A 22,644-nucleotide genomic window follows, 5' to 3' on the forward strand; every position below is an offset into this window, starting at 1 on the left:
TGGGGGTCGGGGGTCATCGGTCGCCCCGGTCCTGGGGGGCGAGGCGCTCCGGGCGGTCGCGGCGGTCGGAGACGACGCGGACGTCGACGCCGGGAAGACGCCGCCAGAGCAGCTCGGGCAGCGGGGCCCGGGCGCCGGTGAGGGCCGGTGGCAGCCACGCGGCCACGCGTCGCAGACCGGCCGGCGGTCTGGGAACGCCGACGAAGACGTACGTGCAGCCCCGGTCGCGGGCGACGCGGGCGGCGGCGACGGCCACCTCGTCGTCCTCGACGACCAGCAGCTCGACGCCGAGCAGCCCGCAGAGGCTGCGGAGGCCGCGCAGCCGGTCCTTCTCGGCCGCGGACGGCGAACGGCCGGGGCGCTGGACGTGGAGGACGTCGACGTGGGCGCGCAGCCGCCGCGCGGAGCGCCAGGCGCGCCGGAGGACGCGCTGCCCGCTGCCGTTGGCGGAGACGAGGACGAGGATCCGCTCGCGGACCGCGTCGACGACGTCGTCCCCCAGGCGCGGACCGTCGGCGTGCTCGCCGCGGGTCCCGACCGGTCCGCCGACGTCGTCCCGGACGCGCGGCGGCCTCGCGGAGAGCCGCCGGGCGCCGACCTCCTCGGCGACCTGCAGCAGCGCGGTCTCGCGCAGGGCGGTCAGGCGCTCGACCCGGAAGAAGTTGTTCAGCGCCGCCGGGACCCGCTCGACGGGGTAGATCTGCCCGTCGCGCAGCCGCTGCAGGAGGGCCTCGGGCGGCAGGTCGATGACCACGACGTCCTCCGCGTCGACGAGCACGCGGTCCGGGACGGTCTCGCGGACGCGGACCCCGGTGAGCTCCATGACCTGGTCGTTCAGCGACTCGAGGTGCTGGACGTTGACGGTCGAGAGGACGTCGATCCCGGCCGCGAGCGCCGCGTCGACGTCCTGCCAGCGCTTCTCGTGCTCCGTGCCCTGCGCGTTGGTGTGCGCGAGCTCGTCGATCAGGGCCAGCAGGCGACCGCCGCCCGGGTCCTCGCCCGCCCCCGCACGGGCCCGGGCGTCCCGGCCCCGCGCCAAGAGGCCGGGCAGGTCGAGCTCGTGCTGGACGATCCCGCGGCGCTCGAGCGTCCGGCGCGGCAGGACCTCGAGGCCCTCGACCTGCAGCGCCGTCTCGGCCCGGCCGTGGGCCTCGACGACCGCGACGACCGCGTCCCGGCCGGCGTCCCGGGCACGACGCAGGTCCTGCAGCGCCCGGTAGGTCTTGCCGACCCCGGGCGCCATCCCCAGGAGGACGGTGTGGCGTCCCCGGTCCGGCGACCTCCCGGGATCGGCCCCGGACGCGCGGGCGCCGGGGTCGGGACGGGCCGCTCGAGGCCCGCCGTCGCCCTGCACCGCGCCGCCGTCGCCCGGGGGTCCCACGAGCTACGCCCCCAGCAGCCCGTGGACGACGAGGTCGATGAGCTTGATGCCGACGAACGGGGCGACGATGCCACCGAGCCCGTAGACGAGCATGTTGCGCCGCAGCAGCGCGTTCGCACCGACCGGCCGGTACTGCACGCCGCGCAGGGCGATCGGCACCAGGAGCGGGATGACGACCGCGTTGAAGACGATCGCCGAGATGATCGCCGACTCCGGGGTCCCGAGGTCCATGATGTTGAGCTTGGAGAGCGGGCCCTCCGAATCCCCGGGGTTCACGAGCCAGACGCCGGCGAAGATGGCCGGGAGGATCGCGAAGTACTTCGCGATGTCGTTGGCGATCGAGAACGTCGTCAGCGCGCCGCGGGTGATGAGGAGCTGCTTGCCGACCTCGACGATCTCGATGAGCTTCGTCGGGTTCGAGTCGAGGTCGACCATGTTCCCGGCCTCGCGGGCGGCCTGGGTGCCCGTGTTCATCGCGACGCCGACGTCGGCCTGCGCGAGCGCCGGAGCGTCGTTCGTGCCGTCGCCGGTCATCGCGACGAGTCGCCCACCGGCCTGCTGCTCCCGGATCAGCGCGAGCTTGCGCTCCGGGGTCGCCTCGGCCAGGACGTCGTCGACGCCGGCCTCCGCGCCGATCTTCGCGGCGGTCAGGCGGTTGTCACCGGTGACCATGATCGTGCGGATGCCCATCGCGCGCAGGCGGTCGAAGCGCTCCTTCATCCCCGGCTTGACGATGTCCTTCAGGTAGACGACGCCCAGGACGCGGCCGTCCTCGGCGACGGCCAGCGGCGTGCCGCCCTCGCCCGCGACGTGGTCGAGCGTGGCCTGCAGGTCGTCGGGGATCGCCCCGCCGGCCTCCCGCACCCAGCTGACGAGCGAGTCGCCGGCGCCCTTGCGCAGCGAGCGGATCGTGCCGTCGAGCGCCTCGACGTCGACCCCGCTCATGCGGGTCTGTGCGGTGAACGGCACGAACTCCATGTGCCCCGCCGGATACGCGGCCTCGGCGAGACCGTGGTGCTCCTCGGCGAGCGCGACGATCGAGCGACCCTCGGGCGTCTCGTCCGACAGCGACGAGAACCGGGCGGCGGCCGCGAGCTCCTCGATCCCGACGCCGGGCATCGGCAGGAACTCCGTCGCCTGCCGGTTGCCGAGCGTGATCGTGCCCGTCTTGTCGAGCAGCAGCACGTCGACGTCGCCGGAGGCCTCGACCGCGCGACCCGACAGGGCCAGGACGTTGCGCCGGACGAGGCGGTCCATGCCCGCGATGCCGATCGCGGAGAGCAGCGCGCCGATCGTCGTCGGGATCAGCGCCACGAGGAGGGCGATCAACGTGGTCGCCGACACCGTCGAGCCGGAGAAGGTGACGAACGGCCGGAGCGTGACGACCACGATCAGGAAGACGATCGACAGCCCGGCGAGGAGGATGCCCAGCGCGACCTCGTTCGGGGTCTTGCGGCGGGCGGCGCCCTCGACCAGCGAGATCATCCGGTCCAGGAACGAGCCGCCCGGCTCCTGCGTGATCTCGACGAGGATGCGGTCGGAGAGGACGCGGGTGCCGCCGGTGACGGCGCTGCGGTCGCCGCCGGCCTCGCGGATGACCGGCGCGGACTCGCCGGTGATCGCGGACTCGTCGACGGAGGCGATGCCCTCGACGACGGTGCCGTCGCCGGGGATGACGTCGCCGGCGTCGACGACCACCACGTCGCCGGGGCGCAGGTCGCCGGCCGCCTTCTCCGAGCCGTCCTCCATGCGGGCGCTCGTCTCGGTGCGCATGGCGCGCAGCGCGTCGGCCTGCGCCTTGCCGCGGCCCTCGGCGAGCGCCTCGGCGACGTTGGCGAAGACGACCGTCAGCCAGAGCCAGAGCGCGACGACGAACGCGAACCACGCGGGCTGGGAGCCCGGGTCGGGCGGGACCGCATCAGTGGACGAGATGCCGGTGGCCTGCGCGATCCAGATCGCCGTCGTGACGACCGCGCCGAGCTCGACGACGAACATCACCGGGTTCCGGACCTGCACCCGCGGGTCGAGCTTGACGAGGCTCTGGACCAGGGCGGGTCGGAGGATGCTGGGGTCCAGCAGAGAGCGGTCCTGACGCTCGGTCATCGGGTGCCTTCGGTGGTGGTGTTGGAGGAGGAGGTCGTCGCGGGGCGCGTGGTGCCGGCCGCCGACCGCGGGACGGACGCGGTCGCGCCGCGCATGCCGTCCAGGGCGAGGTTCAGCTCCAGGACGTTCACGCCCGGCTCGCCGAGGACGCCCAGCCCGCGTCCGGCGGTGTGGTCGTCGATCGCGGTGAGGACCCGGTCCAGCGGGAGGCCGCGCACCTTCGCGACGCGCCTGGCCTGGATGCGGGCGTTGGCGCGGGAGATCTGCGGGTCGACGCCGGAGGCGGAGTCCGTCACCGCGTCGACGGGGATCCGGCCGACCGTCAGGTCGGGGTCGTAGGGCTTCTCGAGCGCGAGGTAGGCGGCGACGTTCGCGTCGATGGCCTCCTTCGTGTCCTTGCCGTTGGGGCCGAGGTTCGAGAAGGCCGTCGCGTCCGGGGCGTAGCCCGTGACGGACGGTCGCGACTGGAAGTACCGCGGCTCGGCGACGAGGACCGGCTCGCCGTCGGCGTCGAGCCTCGGCTTCCCGTCGGCGCCGACGGCGGCGCGCCGGAAGTCCTGGCCGATCAGCGAGGACCCGACGGCCCTGCCGTCGCGCTCGACGACGGAGCCGTCGGCGCGGTCCGGCATCGCCACCTGGCTGACGCCGGTGACGAGCAGGGGGTAGAGCACGCCGAGGAGGACCGTGAGGACCACGACGGCGAGGAGGGAGGTGATGGCGTCCTTGCGCATGCGCTCAGGCCCTTTCGGAGACGGCGGACGGAGGGGTCGGCGTGGCGGCCGACGGGGGCGCGAGGGCCCCGGGGATGCGCGGGCCGGGCATCAGTAGAGCCCGCCGGTCAGGGACTGCACGACGGGGCCGAGCAGGAAGGCCGGGAAGAACGTCAGGGCGCCGACGAGGACGATCACGCCGATCAGCAGGACCACGAAGGTCGGGCTGTCGGTGCGCAGCGTCCCCGGCCCGGCGGGTGCGGCCTTCTTCTTCACGAGCGACCCCGCGATCGCCAGGACGATCAGCATCGGGAAGAACCGGACGAACAGCATCGAGAGCCCGCCGAGCAGGTCGGCGAAGGTGATCCCGAACGCCCCGTCGTTGGTGCCGTCCGGCTGGACGTAGCCGGTGTAGCCGGCGAACGCCGAGCCGTTGTTGTTGCCCTGCGAGAGGTAGGCGTAGAAGGTCTCGGAGAACCCCTGGGGCCCACCGTTGTAGTTGGAGACCTTCCCGTGGTCGGTGCCCACGCCCAGGGCGGTGGTCGTCAGCACCGCCAGCGGCATGTACAGCGCGCCGAGCATCGCGAGCTTGATCTCGCGCGCCTCGATCTTCTTGCCGTGCAGCTCCGGCGTGCGGCCGACCATCAGCCCGCCGATGAAGACGGCGAGGATGATGAACAGCAGCATCCCGTAGAGGCCGGAGCCGACCCCGCCGAAGATCACCTCGGAGGTCCCCATGCCGACCATCGGGACGAGGCTGCCCAGCCCGGTGTAGGACTCCATCGAGCTGTTGACCGCGCCGGTGGAGGTGACCGTGGTGACGGTGTTGAAGAGGCCGGATCCCGCGGTCCCGAAGCGCTGCTCCTTGCCGACGAGGTTCCCGCCGGCGGAGCCGTCCGAGGACGAGGTGATGAGGCCCGCGGCGTGCTGCGCCGGGGAGCCGTGCTGCTCGGCGACGGTGACGACCACGGCCAGGGCGACGAACATCAGGGCCATCGCCCCGAAGACCGCCCAGCCCTGCCTGCGGCTGCCGACCATGCGGCCGTAGGTCGAGGTCAGCGAGGCCGGGATCGCCAGCACGAGCACCATCGAGAAGAGGTTCGAGAACGCCGTCGGGTTCTCGAACGGCATCGCGGAGTTGACGTTGAAGAAGCCGCCGCCGTTGGTGCCCAGGAGCTTGATCGCCTCCTGCGAGGCGACCGGGCCGCGGACCAGCGTCTGCGTCCCGCCGGCGAGGGTGGTCAGGTCGGTCGGGCCGCCGAGGGTCTGCAGCGCACCCTGCGTGACGAGGACGAGCGCCGCGAGGATCGAGATCGGCAGCAGGACGTAGACGACCGCGCGGACCAGATCGACCCAGAAGTTGCCGAGGCTGCCGCTGCGTCGATCGGCCGGGTCGGTGTTCCGCGCCGCGATGCCCCGCACCACGGCGATCAGGACGACGATGCCGACGGCGGCGGAGACGAAGTTCTGGACCGCCAGGCCCGCCATCTGCGAGACGTTCGTCAGCGTCGTCTCGCCGGCGTAGTACTGCCAGTTCGTGTTCGTGACGAACGACGAGGTGGTGCTGAAGGTGACGTCCCACGGCGCCGCGGAGGCTCCGACGTCGCCGGATCCCGCGGACGGGAGCGACCCCTGCAGCCGGAGCAGCAGGTAGAGGACGAGCCACGAGGCGAACGAGAAGAGCAGGACGCTCCGGGCGTAGGACTTCCAGTCCTGGCCGACCGGGCCGTACACGGGTGCCCCGTGCCCTGCCGAAGCTGTTCCCGGATCAGACCCGGGACGCACGGGGTGGGGCCCGATCTGCTTCACCTCGCGGCGGACCCGCACCAGGCGCAGGAGCAGGCGCTCCAGCGGTCCGGCGACGGGGCTCAGGAAGACCCGCTCACCGGCGAAGACCTTCGCCATGTACCCGCCGAGGAGCGGCGTGATGGCCACGACGACCGCGAGGAGCAGCGCGAGCTGCACCCAGGCCATCTAGAGCTCCTCCCCACGCAGCAGGGCGTACAGGAGGTACGCCCCGACGAGGAACGCGGCGAGCAGGCCGAGGACGGCTGAACCGCTCATGCGTGGTCCAGCCCTTCGATGAGGAGCAGCATCGCGGCGAAGAAGACGACCGCGATGCCGACGGCGAGGAGATCCATGTCTCCAGGGTGCGCCCGCCCCCGTCAACCCCGTGTGGGGGGTCGGGGCCCGAGCATCAAGAAGGTGTGAAGGCCCGGCGGAGCCCCGTCACGCAGCCGCGGGAGGACCACGGCGGCCGCCCCTCCTGCAGCCGTCGGGGGCGATCCACGACCGTCGTTCGCGCGGCGGCCCCCACGCCGTCATCCTGTCCGCATGACCGAGCTGCGCGCGGGACCCCTCACCGCCGTCTGGCGCCCCGACGTCGGCATGGTCGGCTCGTCCCTGACGCACGAGGGCGAGGAGCTGCTCGGCCAGCGCGGCGGCCTCGACGCCTACCGCGCGAAGGGCTCCGCGTTCGGGATCCCGCTGCTGGCGCCGTGGGCCAACCGGCTCTCCGGGCTGACCTACCCCAGCTCGCACGGCCAGGTGGTCCTCGACCCCGAACGCGTGAAGCTCGACGGGAACGGGCTGCCCAAGGACGGGGCGATGGCCGGCCGCGAGTGGGTCGTCGAGCACGAGTCCGGCGACTGGCTCGTCGCGTCGTTCGAGGCCGACGAGCCGGTCCTCGCCGTCTTCCCGTTCCCGCACGCGCTGCGCGTGTCGGTGCGCCTGTCGCCCGACACGATGGAGGTCACGACCTCGCTGACCGCCACCGGCGACGTCGCCGTCCCGCGGTGCTTCGGCTGGCACCCGCTGTTCACGCTCCCGGGCGTCGCGCGGGAGCACCTCGACGTGACGCTGCCGGTGGTGCGGGAGAGCACGCTCGACGACCGCGGCATCCCGACGGGGCGCGTGCACCCGCCGCACTGGACCGACGGGCCGCTCGGCGACCGCACGCTCGACGCGGAGTACCCCGTGATCGACGGCGCCTTCGTCCTGCGGGGCGGCGGCCGGCGCCTGACGGTCCGCTTCGGGTCGCCCGAGTTCCCGGTCGGCCACGCCTGGGCCCCCGAGGGCGAGTCGTTCGTGGCGTGGGAGCCGATGACGGCGCCGACCAACGCGCTCGTGACCGGCGACGGGCTCGAGTTCGTGGCCCCCGGTGCGACGACCTCCTCGACCTTCGTGGTCGAGGTCGTGGCGGATCGCCGCTAGCGGCGGGGACGCCGTCCACACCCGCCTGTGGACACCGTCCCGGACGGCCGCCCGACGCGTGGCCGGGCCGAAACCCCCGTGCCTAAGCGGATCGACCGTTCCGGTTGTAGGTTCTCGACCTATGGCCTCCGCCCCTGCAAGCACCTCCGAACCCAACCGCTGGGCCGTCCTCGGCCTGATCGCCGTCGCGCAGCTGATGGTCGTCCTCGACGCGACCATCGTGAACATCGCCCTGCCCTCCGCCCAGGGGGACCTGGGCTTCTCGACCGAGAACCGCCAGTGGGTCGTGACCGCCTACGCCCTGGCGTTCGGCAGCCTGCTGCTGATCGGCGGTCGGCTCGGCGACCTGTTCGGCCGCAAGTGGACCTTCATCGGCGGCCTGATCGGCTTCTCCGTCGCCTCGTTCATCGGCGGGCTCGCCCCGTCCTTCGGGGTCCTCGTCTTCGCCCGGGTGCTCCAGGGCGTCTTCGGCGCGCTGCTCGCCCCCGCGGCGCTCGGCCTCCTGACGGTCACCTTCGCCGACTCGCCCGACCGCCCGAAGGCGTTCGGCATCTTCGCCGCCGTCGCCACCGCCGGCGCGTCCGTCGGGCTGCTGCTCGGCGGCGTCCTGACCGACGCGCTCTCCTGGCGCTGGTGCCTCTACGTCAACCTCGTGATCGCCGTCCCGGCCGCCATCGTGGCGCTGCGGCTGCTCTCGGCCGAGCGCAACCCGCACCGGCCGCGCATCGACTGGGTCGGCACCGGGCTGGCGTGCACCGGCCTCTTCGCGCTCGTCTTCGGCTTCTCCGAGGCGGAGCGCAACTCGTGGAGCGCCACCACGACGATCGTCTCGCTGATCGCGGCGGTCCTCCTGCTCGCCGCCTTCGTCACCACCCAGCGGCGCGTGCCCAACCCGCTGCTGCCGCTCCACATCGTCCTGCACCGCGCCCGCGGCGGCGCGTACCTGTCGATCGTGGTCGCGGCGTCGGGCATGTTCGCCGTCTTCCTCTTCCTCACGTACTTCCTGCAGGAGAACCTCGGCTACTCGCCCCTGAAGACCGGCGTCGCGTTCCTGCCGATGACGGCGGCCATCTTCATCATGGCCCCGACGATCCAGACGAAGATCCTGCCGCGGGTGGGCGTCCGCCCGATCGTGATGACGGGCATGACGCTGGGCTTCCTGTCGATGCTGCTGTTCTTCACGCAGCTCGAGCCGTCCTCGACCTACGCCGCGAACGTCCTGCCGGGCCTGATCCTGCTGGGGATCGGCATGCCGTGCGTCTTCGCGCCGTCCTTCGCGACGGCGACCCTCGGCGTGGACCGCTCCGACGCCGGCGTGGCCTCCGCGATGGTCAACACGTCGCAGCAGGTCGGCGGCGCGGTCGGCACGGCCGTGCTGTCGACGATCTTCACCCAGGCGTCGCAGTCCTACCGGGAGACCCACGCGGCCACCGCGTCCCTGGCCTCCGACGCCGCGGTGCACGGCTACACCTCGGCGTTCACCTTCGCGACGGTGCTCTTCGCCGTCGGCTTCCTGATCGCCACGTTCGTCCTGCCGCGACGGCTGACCCCGCAGGGGCCGCCCGCGGAGCCCGTCGCCCGGGCGGTCGAGAGCCCCGCCTGAGCCCGCCCGGGGCTCAGACGACCCGGTCGACCAGGTCCGCCACCGAGTCGACGATCCGCGTGGGGACGTAGGGGAAGCGCCCCGCCGTCTCGCGCGTGGCGACGCCCGTGAGGACGAGGACCGTCTCGAGCCCCGCCTCCAGGCCCGACACGACGTCGGTGTCCATCCGGTCGCCGATCATCGCGGTCGTCTCGGAGTGCGCGTCGATGCGGTTGAGCGCCGAGCGCATCATGAGCGGGTTGGGCTTGCCGACGAAGTACGGCTCGACCCCCGTCGCGCGGCTGATCAGCGCGGCGACGGAGCCCGTCGCCGGCAGCGAGCCCTGCGGCGACGGCCCGATGTTGTCGGGGTTGGTCGCGATGAACCGGGCGCCCGCGTCGATCAGCCGGATCGCCTGCGTGATCCGCTCGAAGCTGTAGGTGCGGGTCTCCCCCAGCACCACGTAGTCGGGGTCGCGCTCGGTCAGCGTGTAGCCCGCGTCGTGCATCGCGGTGGTCAGGCCCGCCTCGCCGATCACGAACGCCGAGCCGCCGGGGCGCTGGTCGGCCAGGAAGTGCGCGGTGGCCAGCGCCGAGGTCCAGATCGCGGTCTCGGGGATCTGCAGGCCGCTGGCCTGCAGGCGGGCGGAGAGGTCGCGCTGCGTGTAGATCGAGTTGTTCGTCAGCACGAGGAACGGCCGACCGAGCTCCTGCAGGCGCTCCAGGAAGCGGTCGGCACCGGGCACCATCCGCTCCTCGTGGACGAGCACGCCGTCCATGTCCATGAGCCAGGAGGTGATCTCGCGCGTCGCCATCGACGGCCAGCGTAGCGGCGCCCGACCGCCGCGCCGGGGCGCGTGGACGGTCCGCGCGCCGGAGGCCGGTCACGCACGTCGTACGCCCGTCGGGCCGGACCCCACCCGCCCGGCACCGGCCGCGGGGTCGTGGTGGCATTCCGCGCCCACGTCCGTACCATGGTCGTGAATGACACCCCCCGTGGACGACGAGTCCTCCAGTCCTGAGCGTGCCGCCCCGCACGCCGACGACGATCCTCCTCGAGGTGCCGGGCGCGCCGTAGCGCGCGTCCTCCTCCGAGAGACCCTCCACCACGACGGGGTCCCGGTCCGATGACCGAGGTCCTCCTGATCCTCGTGGCGCTCGCACTGGTCGCCGCCTGCGGCGGCTTCGTCGCGGCCGAGTTCAGCCTCATCACCGTCGACCGCAACGCGGTCGACAAGCTCGCCGCCGACGGCGACCGGCGGGCCACGAGCGTCTCGAACGCGCTGCGCACCCTGTCGTCGCAGCTCTCCGGCGCGCAGCTGGGGATCACCGTCACGAACCTCGCGATCGGCTTCCTCGCCGAACCCGCGATCGCCCGGCTGGTCGACGGTCCGCTCGAGTCCCTCGGGCTCAGCGACACCGCGTCGAAGGGCGTGTCGGTGATCATCGCGCTGGTCCTCGCCACCTCGGTGACGATGGTCTTCGGCGAGCTGGTCCCGAAGAACCTCGCGATCTCCAGCCCGATCGCCACCGCCCGCGCCGTCGCCGGCTTCCAGCGCGGCTTCACGCACGGGATGGCCTGGCCCCTGCGCGTGCTGAACGGCTCCGCCAACTGGATCCTCCGCCGCATGGGGATCGAGCCGCAGGAGGAGCTGGCCTCCGCCCGCTCGGCCCAGGAGCTCTCCTCGCTCGTGCAGCGCTCCGCCGAGCAGGGCACGCTCGAGACCAACACGGCCACGTTGCTGCAGCGCTCGCTCGCGTTCGGCGAGCGACGCGCGGACGACGTGATGACGCCCCGCACGCGCATGAAGGCCATCGACGCGGACGAGTCCGTCGCCGCCGTCCTCGACCTCGCCCGCGAGACCGGGCACTCCCGCTTCCCCGTCGAGGTCGAGGACTCCGAGGAGATCGCCGGCATCGTCCACATCCGCCACGCCGTCGCCGTCGACTTCGACCGCCGCGGCGAGGTCCTCGTCGGCGACGTCATGGTCCCTCCGGTCGTCGTCCCCTCGTCGCTGGAGCTCGACCCCCTCATGACCGTGCTGCGCCAGGGCGGCCTGCAGATGGCCGTCGTCGTCGACGAGTTCGGCGGCGTCGACGGCATCGTGACGCTGGAGGACCTGATCGAGGAGATCGTCGGCGAGGTGCTCGACGAGCACGACGACCGCAGCTCCGTCGCGCGCCGTCAGGCCGACGGCTCGTGGCTCCTGCCCGCGCTCCTGCGCCCGGACGAGGCCGAGGAGATCATCGGCGTGCCCGTCCCGGAGGACGAGGACTACGAGACGCTCGGCGGCCTCGTCGCCCTGCACCTCGAGCGCATCCCGGACGTCGGCGACGTCGTCGACCTCGGCGTGCCCGACGAGGACGACCCGCACCACCGCGTGCTCTTCACCGTCAACACCATGGACGGCCTGCGGGTCGACGAGCTGCGGGTGGTCGTCGAGCACGTCGAGCGTCCCGGCGACGACGACGAGGAGGACGACCGATGAGCGACCTCGTCGGCGTCCTCATCGCGGTCGCGCTGCTCGGCTTCAACGCCTTCTTCGTCGGGGCGGAGTTCGCCCTGATCTCCGCCCGCCGGACCGAGATCGAGCCGCGGGCCGACGCGGGCTCCCGCGTCGCCAAGATCACGCTCGGGGCGATGGAGAACGTCTCCCTGATGATGGCCGGCGCGCAGCTGGGCATCACGATCTGCTCGCTCGGCCTGGGCTACATCGGCGAGCCCGCGATCGCGCACATCCTCGAGCCGGTCTTCGCGGACCTCGGGGTCTCGGAGTCGCTGCAGTACCCCATCTCGTTCGCCATCGCCCTGACCCTCGTGGTCTTCCTGCACGTCGTCGTGGGCGAGATGGTCCCGAAGAACATCGCGCTGGCCGGCCCCGACCGCGCGGCGCTCGTCCTGGGCCCGCCGCTCGTCCTGATCGTCCGCATCCTGCGGCCGTTCATCGCCGCACTGAACCGCGTCGCGAACATCACGCTGCGCAGCGTCGGCGTCACGCCGAAGGACGAGGTCACGAGCGCGTTCACCCGCGACGAGGTCGCCGACCTCGTCGAGGAGAGCCACCGCGAGGGCCTCCTGGAGCACGGCGAGGGCCGCCTGCTGCTCGACGCGCTGCAGTTCGAGGACCGCACCGCGCAGGCCGTGCTGCTGCCGATGGACGAGCTCGTGACGGTCTCGATCCGCACGACGCGTGCCGAGGTCGAGCGCCTGGCCGGCGAGACGGGCTACTCGCGCTTCCCGGTCGTGCTGGGCGACGGGTCGCTCTCGGGCTACCTGCACCTCAAGGACCTGCTGGCCGAGGACGACCGGGCCCGCGACGAGGTCGTCCCCGCGCGGGACCGGCGGACGCTCCCGACCGTCGGGGTGGGCGACCGCCTGCGGACGGTGCTGCAGACGATGCAGCGCTCCCGTGCGCACCTCGCCCGCGTCGTGGACGCGGAGGATCGCGCCCTGGGCGTCGTCGCGCTGGAGGACGTGCTCGAGGAGCTCGTCGGCGAGGTCCGCGACGAGAGCCGCCGGGCCGTCGGCTGAGGTCAGCCGACGAGGCGGTAGCCCACGCCCGTCTCGGTGCGGATCAGCCGCGCCCCGCGGGCGCCGGCGGGTTCGCCCTCCTCGCCCGGGATCGGGGCCTCGAGCTTGCGGCGCAGGTTGGCGATGTGCGTGCGCAGGGTCGCGGTGTCGTCGGCGTAGGCCGCGCCCCAGACCTCGAGCAGCAGCGCGCCGTGCGTCAGCAGCCGCCCGCGGTGACGGACCAGGGTACGCAGCAGCGCGAACTCGATCGGCGTCAGGCGCAGCTCCTCCCCCGCGCGCAGCACCCGGTGGTCGGCGAGATCGATCTCCAGGTCGCCGACCCGGAGGACCGCCTCGTCGACCGCCGGGGCGGCCCGGCGCAGCGCCGCCCGCAGCCGGGCGAGCAGCTCGTCGGGCCCGAACGGCTTGGTCACGTAGTCGTCGGCCCCGGCCTCGAGCGCCCGGACCTTCTCGGCCTCCTCGTCGACCGCCGAGAGCACGAGGATCGGGATCTGCGTCCACTCGCGCAGGCCCCGGCAGATCTCGACCCCGCTGCCGTCGGGCAGCATCAGGTCCACGATCGCCGCCTCCGGCGCGTGCAGCGCGGCGAGGTCGAGGGCCTCCTGCACGCCCCCCGCGGGCAACGCTTCGAAGCCCGCGTCGCGCAGCAGCACCCGCAGGGCCCGCACGATCTGCCGCTCGTCGTCGACGACCAGCACTGTGCGTCCACCCGCGCTCACGCCGGGCCCCCGCTCCGCCCGCGCGCCGGCGCGGCGTCGTCGGTCGCCGGCGGCAGCTCGAGCACGAACGCGGTGCCCTGCCCGGGGTAGCTCTCGGCGCGCAGCGCGCCGCCGTTGGCCTCGGCCAGGCCGCGGGCGATGGCCAGACCCAGGCCGCTGCCGGGACCGGCGGCCTCGTCGCCGCGACGGAACGGCAGGAAGAGCTCGTCGCGGTCGGCCGGCCCGAGGCCGGGACCGCCGTCGACGACCCGGACCACCGCGTGCCCGCGCCGGCTCGCGACCCGCACCAGGACGTCGGCGCGTCCCGTCCGGGGGTCGCGCCCGTGCACCAGGGCGTTCTCGACGAGGTTGGCGACGATCCGCGCGATCTGCGTGGGATCCACGCGCGCCCGGGGCGGCGGGTCCTCGGTCTCCAACCGGACCGCCCCGGCCTCGGGGTGCGTGCGGGCCATCTCGTCCAGCGCGTCCCGGACGACGTCGTCGAGCGGCACGTCGTCGGGCCGTGGCGCGGCGGCGCCGGCCTGGACGCGCGAGAGGTCCAGGAGCTTCGAGATCAGTCCGGCCAGGCGGTCGCTGCCCTCGACGATCCCGGCGGCGAGCTCGTCGCGCTCGGCGGACGAGACGGACGAGGAGCGCAGCGCCGCGGCGGCCACCGAGATCTGGGTCAGCGGGGTGCGCAGGTCGTGCCCGACCGTCCGCAGCAGCGTGGTCGCGACCTCGTTGGCCCGTCGGAGCCCGGCGGCCTGGACGGCCTCCTCGGCCAGCCGCTCCCGCTCGACCGCGGCGGCGACGGCGGCGGCCAGCGCCGGAGCCGTCCGCTCGCGCAGCTCCGCCTCGGTGGCGGGCGGCAACGGCGCGTCCCACGAGAGCGCACCGACGGGGCCCGCCGGTCCCTCGAGCAGCAGGCCGCGGTCGCCCGGGGGCTCGTCCCCCGGGAACCACGGGCGCAGCCCGACGGGGACCCCGAGGTGCTCGGCCAGCCGCGCGGCGGCGGCGTCGAGCGCGGCCCGCACCGGGCTGGCCAGGAGCACGGCCCGGGTCAGCGTCGCGACGAGGTCGGCCTCGCGCCGGGCCGCGTCCGCCCGGGCCGCGTCGCGCCGGCCCCGCTCGGCGATCCGCGCGGCCGCGACCGCCACGACCAGCAGCACGACCACGACGGCCCAGTGCCGGGAGTCGGCGAGCGCCAGCCGACCCGTCGGCGGCAGGAAGAACCAGTTGAAGGCCAGCACCGACAGCACCGCCGCACCGCTCGCGGCCACCGCGCCGTGGCGGGTGGCGACGAACAGCACCGGCAGCACGTAGAGGACGCCGAGCGAGACGACCGGCGCCTCGCCGTCGAGCGCCGCGATCGCCAGGCTCGCCACCGCGGCACCGGCGACCGCGACCCCTGCCGCGGCCAGGTGCCCCCGGCCGGGACCGCCCGCGTGGGCCCGGAAGACGGAGGGACCGCTCGGCGGTTCGACGGGGACGGGCGGCACGTCGCGCAGGCTACGGCGCGCGCCCGCCGGAAGCCCGCGCCCCGCTGGTGCCGTACCCGGCGCCCCGGTACGGTGGCCCGGTGCTCGCCCTCCTCTACGACGTGCACGGCAACCTCGCCGCGCTCGAGGCCGTGATCGACGACGCCGAGGCGGCCGGTGCCACGGCGTGGCTCGTCGGCGGTGACGTCAGCGCCTTCGGCCCCTGGCCCGTCGACGCGCTGCGACGGCTGCGGGGGCTTCAGGACGCCCGGTGGATCCGCGGCAACCACGAGCGCTGGGCCGTCGAGACCGCCGACGTCCCGGACGTCCCGCTCGCCCGCGGGGGCGTCGTCGCGGCCCGCGAGGCCCTGGGCCCCGCGACGGTCGCCGAGCTCTACGCCACGAGCCCGTGGCAGCGCGTCCCCGGCGGCGAGGCGTGGCACGCCTCGCCCCGCTCCGACGTCGACGGCTTCGGGGCCGAGCCCTCCGACGACGACGCCGGCCTGCTGGAGCAGCGCACCCCCGACCTGCTCGTCGTCGGCCACACGCACGTGCAGCTGCGCCGCGAGGTCGTCCGCACCGACGGCGGCACCACCACCGTCGTCAACCCCGGCAGCGTCGGCCTGCCGTTCGACGGCGACCCGCGCGCGGCCTACGGCCTGCTCGACGACGACGGGGCGGTCGAGCTGCGACGGGTGGAGTACGACGCCGAGCGCGCCGTCGCCGAGCAGGCCGCCCGCTGGGGCGACGCCGCGTGGGCCCGGGCCGTCGCCGAGACCTACCGCACCGGCCGGCCGTCCTCCATCACCGCACGGATCGAGAACCCCTCGTGAGCGCGCCCGACCAGCCCGCCGCCGGGGACGGGGAGCCCGTCGACGACCGCATCGCGCTCGTCGCGTCCGTCGGCCCCCTGGACCCGGTCGTGGCGCTGCTGCGCGAGCTGCTGCACGTGGCCTCCGCCGTCCGGGCGACCGCGGTGGTCCCGGCCACCGGGGCCGAGGAGCCCGCCGTGGTCGACGTCGCGCGCCTGGCCCCGATCGAGGTGGCCCGCGGGGACGAGGTCGTGCACCTCGCCCACTCCGGCCCGCTCGACGTCGTGCTGCCGACGCTCTTCCCGTTCAAGGACCTGCCGGTCTTCGACGCCGATCCCGAGACCGGCGACGTCGCGGCGCCGCTGGGCGGCGTGGAGCACCGGGCGATCGGGGTCGCGGAGACCGCGGCCCAGCTGCCGGCCGGCAGCGTCCTGCAGCTGGCGTGGGACACGACCCGGCCCGGCGTGGCCTTCTCGATCACCGCGCAGTCGCCCGACGCCGGCGAGCCGATCGTCCTCGGGGTCGGGGACCAGGTCTTCCCGATGCCCACCGGCTGGCCGGACGTGCCCACCCTGGCCTGAGGGCCGCGCCGGCGCGGCGGGTGCGGGCCCCGGGGCCGGCCGGCGTCCCTCGGGGCGGGTGCGGGCGCGGGGCCCGACCGGGGTCGGTCGGGACGTCCCGACCGGGAGGCACCGGCCGACGGGCCTGTGCCATCATGCCCTGTCTATGGCTCGACCCTCCACGAAGCCGGCCCGTGGCCGGCGCTCCCCGAAGGGCGGTCCCCGCCGGACCCCCAAGCTCACCAAGGAGCAGGTCGCGCAGATCGATCACCTGCACGTCGACGCGCTCCGCGCGCTCGTCACGGAGAAGGGCAAGATCCGCTCGCGCCGCGCGACCGGTCTCAACGCCCGCGACCAGGCCCACGCCGCTCGCGCCGTCAAGCAGGCCCGCGAGCTCGCGCTGCTGCCCTACCCGCACCCCCGCATGATCTCCATGCCGGGCCGCGAGGACCGCGGCGAGGACAAGCCCGAGCGTGGCGGCCGCGGCCGCCGCGACGACCGCTAGGTCCAGCGCCTTCGAGCGGCCCCGCCGCTCAGCAGCACCCGAACGCCCGGCACCTCGTGCCGGGCGTTCGTCGTTCCGGGCCCTCCCCGCCGCCACCCGTCCAGAGGGGGTGAACACCGATCCCCCGCGGACCATGGGCGTCAGTAGGGTGATGCGCCGATGTCGCGAACGGGCCGTCAGACACGAGAGCGCATGACCACGCGCACGGCCAAGGACGCGGGTCCCCCGCCGGCCGACGCGGGCACGAGCGTCAAGCGCCCGCGTCAACCCGAGGGACGGGGGTCGCTCCGCGAGCGGCTGCGCTACCGCTTCGACAACAGCATGTCGCGCGGCCCGTCGGCGCTCGTCGGGTGGCTCGCGGTCGTCACGCTCGTCCTGATCGTCGTCTTCAGCCTCATCGTGCTGGTGACGCAGATCGCGCCGTCGACCGACGACGGCGACCGCCCGGGCGTCCGTCAACAGCTCTTCAACAGCCTGATGCACGCCCTGGACCCGGGCACGGTAGCGGGCGACACCGGGTCGTGGCGGTTCCTGCTGACGATGCTCGCGCTCACGATCGCGGGCCTGTTCGTCGTCAGCGCCCTGATCGGCGTCATCGCCACCGCCATCGACACGCGTCTGATGGAGCTCCGCCGCGGCCGCTCCCGGGTGCTCGAGCAGGACCACACGCTGATCCTCGGCTGGTCCGACGCCGTGATGACGATCCTCCGCGAGCTCTCGATCGCCAACGAGAGCCGCAAGCGGCCCGCGGTCGTGATCCTCGCCCCGCGCGACAAGGTCGAGATGGAGGAGGAGATCCGCGAGCGCGCCGGCGATCTGCGCGGCACCCGCGTCATCTGTCGCACCGGGTCGCCGATCGACGTGACCGACCTGCGGATCGGCAGCCACGAGGACGCCCGGTCGATCATCGTCCTCTCCCCCGACGGCGAGGAGCCCGACAGCGAGGTCATCAAGACGCTGCTGGCCCTCACCCACCTGCCGCGGTCCGGCGACCGGCCGCTGCACGTCGTCGTCGAGATCGAGGACCCCGCGTCGCTCGAGGCCGCGCGCATGGTCGCCGGCACCGGCGTGGTCATCGTCAACAAGCGCGAGACCGTCGCCCGCCTGATCGTGCAGACCTCGCGCCAGTCCGGTGCGGCGATGGTCTACACGGAGCTCTTCGACTTCGAGGGCGACGAGATCTACTTCCACGACGAGCCGCGCCTGTCCGCCGGGACCTACGGCGACACGCTGCTGGGCTACGAGTCCTGCTCCGTCATCGGCTTCGCGGAGGAGGACGGAACCGTCCGCCTGAACCCGCCGATGGACACCCCGCTCGACGGCCGCACGCTCGTCGTGATCGCCGAGGACGACTCCGCGCTCGTCGGCGCCCCCGCCGCGGCGGGCCGGGTCGACGACGCGGCCGTGGTCGCCGCGCCCGTGCGGCCCGAGCCGCCGTCCCGGATCCTCGTCCTGGGCTGGAACGAGCGCGCCCCCAGCGTCGTGCGCGAGCTCGACGAGTACGCGTCGCCGAACTCGCGACTGTCGATCGTCTCGGAGTTCGGCGACCCCGTCGTCCCCGAGCTCCAGAACCTCGCCGTCGACGTGCGCTCCGGCCGGACGACGGACCGCGCCACGCTCGAGGGGCTGGACGTCGTCGCCCACGACCAGGTCATCGTCCTCTGCTACTCCGACGACCTCGACATCCAGCGTGCCGACGCCCGCACGCTCGTCACCCTGCTGCACCTGCGGGAGCTCGCCGTCGCGGACGAGCACGGCCGCAAGCCGGCGATCGTCAGCGAGATGCTCGACGACCGCAACCGCGCCCTCGCCCAGGTCGCGGAGGTCGACGACGTGATCGTGTCGGACGAGATCCTCAGCCTGATCCTCGCCCAGATCTCCGAGGAGGCCCGACTGGACGCCGTCTTCACCGACCTGCTGGACGCGGACGGCTCCGAGATCTACCTCCGGCCCGCCGGGGACTACGTCGCCCTGGGCGGCGAGGTCAGCTACGCGACCGTCGTCGACGCCGCCCGCCGCCGGGGCGAGACCGCGATCGGCTACCGCGACGCGAGCGAGGCCCGCAACGCCGAGCTGGCCTACGGCGTGCGGGTCAACCCGCCGAAGTCGCTCGTCCTCTCCCCCGACGCCGCGGACCGCGTCGTCGTCCTGGCCGAGGACTGACCCCCGGCCCCGTACCGCCGGGCCCGTACCGCCGGGCCGCGCGTCGGGCCTGCCTACACTCGAAGGGTGAGCATCGAGCGCGGGTTCTCCGACTCCGAGCCTGTGGGACGGCAGGCCCGCGCGCGGGCGGACCGCCGCGACCAGCACGTCGGCCTGCTCGGGCACGGCACGCTGGCCTGCCCGGAGTGCGACGCCCCGGTCTCCCCCGGCCCCGGGCCCCGGTCGCCCGCCCAGCCGCTGATGTGCCCGGTCTGCGCCCACGACGGCCGGCTGCGCGACTTCCTCTCGATGCGCACCCCGGTGCGCCCCGCGCGCGTCGAGGTCCGCCTCGTCCACGCGCGGCCACGCGCGTCGCGACGCTGAGACGGGCCGTCGCCCGACGACGCCCGCCCGGGCGGCCGGTCGTAGGCTGGGACCCATGACCGGGACCGATCCGACCATGCGCGAGCGGATGCTCGCGGGCGAGCAGTACATCGCCGACGACCCCGACCTGCACGCCGCGGCGATCGCGGCGCAGCGCCTCGCCCACGAGCTGAACGCCACGGACCCGGGTGACGCCGACGCCCGCCGGGCGCTCCTGGAGCGGCTGCTCGGCGGGATCGGCGAGGAGACCGAGATCCGCTCGCCGTTCTTCGTCGACTACGGCGCGCACACGACGGTCGGCGCGCGCACGTTCGTCAACTACGGCCTGATGTGCCTCGACGTCGCCCGGGTGACCATCGGCGACGACGTGCAGATCGGCCCGAACGTGCAGCTCCTGACCCCGACGCACCCGGTGGCGCCGGAGCCGCGGCGGCAGAAGTGGGAGGCGGCCCGACCGATCACGATCGGCGACAACGTCTGGCTCGGCGGCGGCGTGGTCGTCTGCCCGGGCGTGACGATCGGCGAGAACACGGTCGTCGGCGCCGGATCCGTCGTCACCCGCGACCTGCCCGCGAACGTCGTGGCGGTCGGCAACCCCGCCCGGGTCCTGCGGTCCGTCGAGGACTAGGCGGGCGGCACGTCGACCGGCGCGAACCGCGGGACGGTCCGGCCGTCGACGGTCACGGTCTCCAGCCACATCGTCCGCGGGCGGACCCAGGTGCCGTGCTCGCCGTAGAGCTGGCGGTAGACGACGAGGCGCTCCTCGGTCTCGCTGTGGCGCGCCTCGAACAGCACCTCGTACTCCGGCCCCTTGTAGTGCCGGTACCGGCCCGGGGCGACGGGCGCCCCGTCGTCCGGGGCCCCGGTCGACCCGCCCTCGGCCGGCACGCTCAGGCCGTCGTCTTGACGAGCTGCTGGTCGGGATCGATCCCCCACCGCCGGGCGGCCTGCAGCTCCGGGGTCCCGATCGCCCACGCGTCGGGCAGCTCGGCGTCGCCCTCGAACACCGGGGAGGCACCCTTCAGCGCCATCGACCCGGAGTTGTCGCCCAGGTGCGTGATCCGCTCGATCTCGGTCGGGGAGAGGCGGATCTCGGCGGGCAGCGCGGCCAGCTCGAGCTTCTTGCCGCCGATCGGCTTGGGCGCGACGTCGACGCTGCCCGGCAGCTCCTGGATCAGCGTCGGCACGACGCACGCGACGGCCGGCTGGGCGAGCGCCCACTGCGCGGCGGTCTGCATCGGGGTCAGGCCGCGGGCCTTGCCGACCGTCGCGACCTTGTCGACGATCGAGAGGCCGCGCTCGACCCAGCCGTCGGGCCGGTACCGCCGGTGGTCGTGGTCGCCCATCGGCGTGTCGGCCCGCAGGTCGCCCCAGAAGATGCCGCCGTAGTCGACCACGCGGGTGAGGACGTCGACCTCGTGCTGCTCGCAGGACTCGAGCACCAGGCGGCCCGGCCACGGCTCGAGCGGGCCGAGGATGAGCATCGCCCAGTCGATGCGATCGCCGAAGCGGTCGAGGCAGGCGAGGATGTCGAGGGTGAAGCCGTTGGCCGGCCCCGGCGCGACGCCGATCGCGCTCGTGAGCCCGTCGTCCTTCAGCGCCTGCATCGCGTCCCAGACGACCTCGGACGTGTAGCCGACGTGGTCGGGGTTGTGGAGCATCAGCAGGTCGAACCGGTCGGTCCCGCAGCGCTCGAGGCTGGCCTCCGTCGCGCGACGGAGGTAGTCCGCGTAGCCGTCGGGGCCGCGCAGGCCGGGGTCGGTGAAGCGCGGGAAGCCCTTCGCGCCGCGGCGCTCCCCGTCGACGAAGTCGTGGCCGACCGCGCCGACGATCCGCACGTCGGAGCGCTTCTCCCCCTCGATCGCCCGGGCGACGAGACGATCCGCCTCGCCGGTGCCGTAGACGTCGGCCGTGACGATCGTGCGCAGCCGGCCCTCGGGTCGCAGCAGCTCCACGAGCTCGTCCGCGGACAGCTCCTGCCCGTAGTGCATGAACCGCCCGCCGCTCCAGGCGCCGAGCGCCGCGTGTCCCAAGTCGACCATGCCGTCAGGGTACGACGCGCGGGAGGGGCGGGGTCGCCGGGCCGCCCGGGGTCGCGGTCCGACGCGTCGGTCGGGACGTGCCAGACGGATCGCCCCGGCCGGGACGCACCTGGCTGCCGGTTGCCGAGGGGCTCGACTCCCGCCGAGCGGCGGGCCATGATGGCCGCGTGTCCGTCCTCGCGTCCCTGCTGACCCACCCGCTCGTCGCCCAGGCGGGCTCCGGGTCGTCCGGGTTCTCGGGCGGCGGCGGAGGGGGCGGAGGGGGCGGGTTCTCCGGCGGATCGTCCGGCTCCTCGGGAGCGGGCGAGGGCGACGGCACGGTCGGGCTGATCATCATCGTGCTCGTCCTGCTCTTCGTCGTCGGCGGCGCGGTCCTGCGGTGGTGGACCGTGCAGAGGCGTCGCCAGGCCCAGCGGGCGCGCGACCGCGAGGCGCGCGCCGGAGCCGTGGTGGCGGCCGAGGACGACCCGGACTTCGACGCCGACGGGCTCGTCGCGACCGCCACCGACCTCGTCGTGACCGTGCAGACCGCGTGGGACGCCCGCGACCGCGAGGCGCTGGGCCGGCTGATCGGCGGCGACCTGCTCGACGAGTGGGTACGGCGCCTCGACGACTTCGACGAGAAGAAGTGGCACAACCGCGTCGTCCTGACCGGCGAGCCGGAGATCCGCCTCATCACCCTGGTCAACCGCCGCGAGGACGCCGACGACCGCGTCGTCTTCCACCTCACGCTCGAGATGGATGCGTGGGTCGACAGCCCGGAGGGCAAGAAGTACGCCACCGGCAAGAAGGGCCCCTCGACCACCCTCTCCGAGTACTGGACGATGGCCAAGCACCGCGACGAGTGGCGCCTCGTCTCGATCGAGGGCGACGTGGAGGGCGGCCACCACCTGACGTCGCGGAACATCCTCGACCCGGCGGAGGACCCCGAGCTGGCGGCCGCCTCCCGCACCGAGATCGCGACGGAGGACGCCCCCACCCACTCCGTCGCCGGCTTCGTCTCGACGAGCTTCCGTGACGACGCGCGCGCGGCGGCCCTGGACCTGGCGCTCGTCGACGACCGCTGGAGCCCCGACGTGCTGCGGATCGCGGTGGATCGCGCCGTCGCCGCATGGGCCGTCGCGGTGGACGGCCCCGACGACGACCTCGACCGCCTCGCGGACCCCGAGGCCGTGCGCTGGCTCCTGCACGGTCCCGACACGACGGGCAAGACCCGCACCGTCGTCCGCGGCCCCCAGGTCGACGACGTGACGATCATCGCCGTGACCGACGCCGGGGAGCGCGGCGAGATGGTCGTGCGGCTGCGGTACCGCGCCCGCTGGTACCGGGAGGATCGCGACACCGCCGCGGTCCTCTCCGGCGACAAGCGGACCGAGACGCGGCGCAGCAACTCGTGGACGTTCGCCCTGACCGACGACGCCGAGAACCCCTGGCGGCTCGTGCGGGTCGGCGGCTGAGCGGCACGGGGCGCCACCCCCCGAACGGGCGACGGGACACCGGGGA

General features: G+C 74.1%; 20 protein-coding genes. 11 read left to right on the forward strand and 9 right to left on the reverse strand.

What is annotated here, in order from left to right; translation table 11 throughout:
• Positions 1 to 13: 13 nt before the first annotated feature.
• From Q7T67_RS15695 to kdpA, 4 genes are all read right to left on the reverse strand, one after another.
• On the reverse strand, positions 14 to 1,381 hold the full coding sequence (locus Q7T67_RS15695) for a histidine kinase (protein WP_370695409.1): 1,368 nt from the start codon (positions 1,379 to 1,381) through the stop codon (positions 14 to 16).
• Between the two features lie 3 nt (positions 1,382 to 1,384).
• Positions 1,385 to 3,484 carry a potassium-transporting ATPase subunit KdpB gene (gene kdpB, locus Q7T67_RS15700; RefSeq protein WP_304791658.1) on the reverse strand — a complete coding sequence of 700 codons (2,100 nt, stop codon included), beginning with the start codon at positions 3,482 to 3,484 and terminating at the stop codon, positions 1,385 to 1,387.
• Complete coding sequence (locus Q7T67_RS15705) at positions 3,481 to 4,215, reverse strand: potassium-transporting ATPase subunit C (RefSeq protein ID WP_304791661.1); 735 nt, start codon at positions 4,213 to 4,215, stop codon at positions 3,481 to 3,483. Before Q7T67_RS15705 ends, kdpB begins: the two co-directional genes overlap by 4 nt.
• Positions 4,216 to 4,305: 90 nt before the next feature.
• Positions 4,306 to 6,168 (reverse strand): potassium-transporting ATPase subunit KdpA, encoded by a 1,863-nt coding sequence (kdpA, locus tag Q7T67_RS15710; protein WP_304791664.1) that lies wholly within the window; start codon positions 6,166 to 6,168, stop codon positions 4,306 to 4,308.
• Positions 6,169 to 6,528: 360 nt separating this feature from the next.
• On the opposite strand from kdpA, the gene Q7T67_RS15715 reads away from it, so the two are divergent.
• Together Q7T67_RS15715 and Q7T67_RS15720 are read left to right on the forward strand one after the other, a co-directional pair.
• On the forward strand, positions 6,529 to 7,407 hold the full coding sequence (locus Q7T67_RS15715; protein WP_304791667.1) for an aldose 1-epimerase: 879 nt from the start codon (positions 6,529 to 6,531) through the stop codon (positions 7,405 to 7,407).
• Between the two features lie 121 nt (positions 7,408 to 7,528).
• A complete protein-coding gene (locus Q7T67_RS15720; RefSeq protein ID WP_304791670.1) occupies positions 7,529 to 9,010 on the forward strand; it encodes an MFS transporter in 1,482 nt (493 codons plus the stop codon).
• A 13-nt stretch (positions 9,011 to 9,023) separates the two neighbouring features.
• On the opposite strand, the gene Q7T67_RS15725 is transcribed toward Q7T67_RS15720, so the two are convergent.
• Complete coding sequence (locus tag Q7T67_RS15725) at positions 9,024 to 9,803, reverse strand: HAD-IIA family hydrolase (protein ID WP_304791674.1); 780 nt, start codon at positions 9,801 to 9,803, stop codon at positions 9,024 to 9,026.
• Positions 9,804 to 10,115: 312 nt separating this feature from the next.
• Between Q7T67_RS15725 and Q7T67_RS15730 the strand changes: the two genes are divergently transcribed.
• Together Q7T67_RS15730 and Q7T67_RS15735 are read left to right on the forward strand one after the other, a co-directional pair.
• Positions 10,116 to 11,477 (forward strand): hemolysin family protein, encoded by a 1,362-nt coding sequence (locus tag Q7T67_RS15730; RefSeq protein ID WP_304791677.1) that lies wholly within the window; start codon positions 10,116 to 10,118, stop codon positions 11,475 to 11,477.
• Positions 11,474 to 12,520 carry a hemolysin family protein gene (locus Q7T67_RS15735; RefSeq protein WP_304791680.1) on the forward strand — a complete coding sequence of 349 codons (1,047 nt, stop codon included), beginning with the start codon at positions 11,474 to 11,476 and terminating at the stop codon, positions 12,518 to 12,520. The genes Q7T67_RS15730 and Q7T67_RS15735 overlap by 4 nt, the downstream gene beginning before the upstream one ends.
• Before the next feature lie 2 nt (positions 12,521 to 12,522).
• On the opposite strand, the gene Q7T67_RS15740 is transcribed toward Q7T67_RS15735, so the two are convergent.
• Both Q7T67_RS15740 and Q7T67_RS15745 read right to left on the reverse strand, forming a co-directional pair.
• Positions 12,523 to 13,239 (reverse strand): response regulator transcription factor, encoded by a 717-nt coding sequence (locus Q7T67_RS15740; protein ID WP_304791683.1) that lies wholly within the window; start codon positions 13,237 to 13,239, stop codon positions 12,523 to 12,525.
• Positions 13,236 to 14,717, reverse strand: coding sequence for an ATP-binding protein (locus Q7T67_RS15745; RefSeq protein WP_304791686.1), 1,482 nt, complete (start codon positions 14,715 to 14,717; stop codon positions 13,236 to 13,238). The genes Q7T67_RS15740 and Q7T67_RS15745 overlap by 4 nt, the downstream gene beginning before the upstream one ends.
• Before the next feature lie 80 nt (positions 14,718 to 14,797).
• Between Q7T67_RS15745 and Q7T67_RS15750 the strand changes: the two genes are divergently transcribed.
• From Q7T67_RS15750 to Q7T67_RS15775, 6 genes are all read left to right on the forward strand, one after another.
• Positions 14,798 to 15,529 (forward strand): metallophosphoesterase, encoded by a 732-nt coding sequence (locus Q7T67_RS15750; RefSeq protein WP_304791688.1) that lies wholly within the window; start codon positions 14,798 to 14,800, stop codon positions 15,527 to 15,529.
• Positions 15,526 to 16,089 carry a hypothetical protein gene (locus tag Q7T67_RS15755; RefSeq protein WP_304791692.1) on the forward strand — a complete coding sequence of 188 codons (564 nt, stop codon included), beginning with the start codon at positions 15,526 to 15,528 and terminating at the stop codon, positions 16,087 to 16,089. The genes Q7T67_RS15750 and Q7T67_RS15755 overlap by 4 nt, the downstream gene beginning before the upstream one ends.
• 145 nt (positions 16,090 to 16,234) lie before the next feature.
• Positions 16,235 to 16,573 carry a 30S ribosomal protein S18 gene (rpsR, locus tag Q7T67_RS15760; RefSeq protein ID WP_022929269.1) on the forward strand — a complete coding sequence of 113 codons (339 nt, stop codon included), beginning with the start codon at positions 16,235 to 16,237 and terminating at the stop codon, positions 16,571 to 16,573.
• 192 nt (positions 16,574 to 16,765) lie between these two features.
• Positions 16,766 to 18,736 (forward strand): NAD-binding protein, encoded by a 1,971-nt coding sequence (locus Q7T67_RS15765; RefSeq protein WP_304791698.1) that lies wholly within the window; start codon positions 16,766 to 16,768, stop codon positions 18,734 to 18,736.
• A 66-nt stretch (positions 18,737 to 18,802) separates the two neighbouring features.
• Positions 18,803 to 19,099 (forward strand): hypothetical protein, encoded by a 297-nt coding sequence (locus Q7T67_RS15770; protein WP_304791700.1) that lies wholly within the window; start codon positions 18,803 to 18,805, stop codon positions 19,097 to 19,099.
• Positions 19,100 to 19,154: 55 nt separating this feature from the next.
• Positions 19,155 to 19,727 (forward strand): sugar O-acetyltransferase, encoded by a 573-nt coding sequence (locus Q7T67_RS15775; RefSeq protein ID WP_304791703.1) that lies wholly within the window; start codon positions 19,155 to 19,157, stop codon positions 19,725 to 19,727.
• Here Q7T67_RS15775 and Q7T67_RS15780 read toward each other — a convergent pair.
• Together Q7T67_RS15780 and Q7T67_RS15785 are read right to left on the reverse strand one after the other, a co-directional pair.
• Positions 19,724 to 19,987: a DUF1653 domain-containing protein gene (locus tag Q7T67_RS15780; RefSeq protein ID WP_304791705.1), complete on the reverse strand. Its 264-nt coding sequence runs from the start codon at positions 19,985 to 19,987 to the stop codon at positions 19,724 to 19,726. The two genes, Q7T67_RS15775 and Q7T67_RS15780, sit on opposite strands and share 4 nt — an antisense overlap.
• A gap of 2 nt (positions 19,988 to 19,989) precedes the next feature.
• Complete coding sequence (locus Q7T67_RS15785) at positions 19,990 to 21,141, reverse strand: aldo/keto reductase (RefSeq protein WP_304791708.1); 1,152 nt, start codon at positions 21,139 to 21,141, stop codon at positions 19,990 to 19,992.
• Between the two features lie 167 nt (positions 21,142 to 21,308).
• Here Q7T67_RS15785 and Q7T67_RS15790 point away from each other — a divergent pair, with 167 nt between their 5' ends.
• Positions 21,309 to 22,598: a TIM44-like domain-containing protein gene (locus tag Q7T67_RS15790; protein WP_304791711.1), complete on the forward strand. Its 1,290-nt coding sequence runs from the start codon at positions 21,309 to 21,311 to the stop codon at positions 22,596 to 22,598.
• Positions 22,599 to 22,644 lie beyond the last annotated feature (46 nt).

Source organism: Patulibacter sp. (genome assembly GCF_030655195.1).
Classification (GTDB): Bacteria; Actinomycetota; Thermoleophilia; order Solirubrobacterales; family Solirubrobacteraceae; genus Patulibacter.

What these genes read in the sequence shown, in the direction of transcription:
- Q7T67_RS15730 (WP_304791677.1), top strand. Translation starts at nt 10,116, where the DNA reads ATGACCGAGGTCCTCCTGATCCTCGTGGCGCTCGCACTGGTCGCCGCC.
- Q7T67_RS15720 (WP_304791670.1), top strand. Translation starts at nt 7,529, where the DNA reads ATGGCCTCCGCCCCTGCAAGCACCTCCGAACCCAACCGCTGGGCCGTC.
- Q7T67_RS15715 (WP_304791667.1), top strand. Translation starts at nt 6,529, where the DNA reads ATGACCGAGCTGCGCGCGGGACCCCTCACCGCCGTCTGGCGCCCCGAC.
- kdpB (WP_304791658.1), bottom strand. Translation starts at nt 3,484, where the DNA reads ATGACCGAGCGTCAGGACCGCTCTCTGCTGGACCCCAGCATCCTCCGA.
- Q7T67_RS15765 (WP_304791698.1), top strand. Translation starts at nt 16,766, where the DNA reads ATGACCACGCGCACGGCCAAGGACGCGGGTCCCCCGCCGGCCGACGCG.
- Q7T67_RS15725 (WP_304791674.1), bottom strand. Translation starts at nt 9,803, where the DNA reads ATGGCGACGCGCGAGATCACCTCCTGGCTCATGGACATGGACGGCGTG.
- Q7T67_RS15705 (WP_304791661.1), bottom strand. Translation starts at nt 4,215, where the DNA reads ATGCGCAAGGACGCCATCACCTCCCTCCTCGCCGTCGTGGTCCTCACG.
- Q7T67_RS15775 (WP_304791703.1), top strand. Translation starts at nt 19,155, where the DNA reads ATGACCGGGACCGATCCGACCATGCGCGAGCGGATGCTCGCGGGCGAG.
- kdpA (WP_304791664.1), bottom strand. Translation starts at nt 6,168, where the DNA reads ATGGCCTGGGTGCAGCTCGCGCTGCTCCTCGCGGTCGTCGTGGCCATC.
- Q7T67_RS15735 (WP_304791680.1), top strand. Translation starts at nt 11,474, where the DNA reads ATGAGCGACCTCGTCGGCGTCCTCATCGCGGTCGCGCTGCTCGGCTTC.
- rpsR (WP_022929269.1), top strand. Translation starts at nt 16,235, where the DNA reads ATGGCTCGACCCTCCACGAAGCCGGCCCGTGGCCGGCGCTCCCCGAAG.
- Q7T67_RS15785 (WP_304791708.1), bottom strand. Translation starts at nt 21,141, where the DNA reads ATGGTCGACTTGGGACACGCGGCGCTCGGCGCCTGGAGCGGCGGGCGG.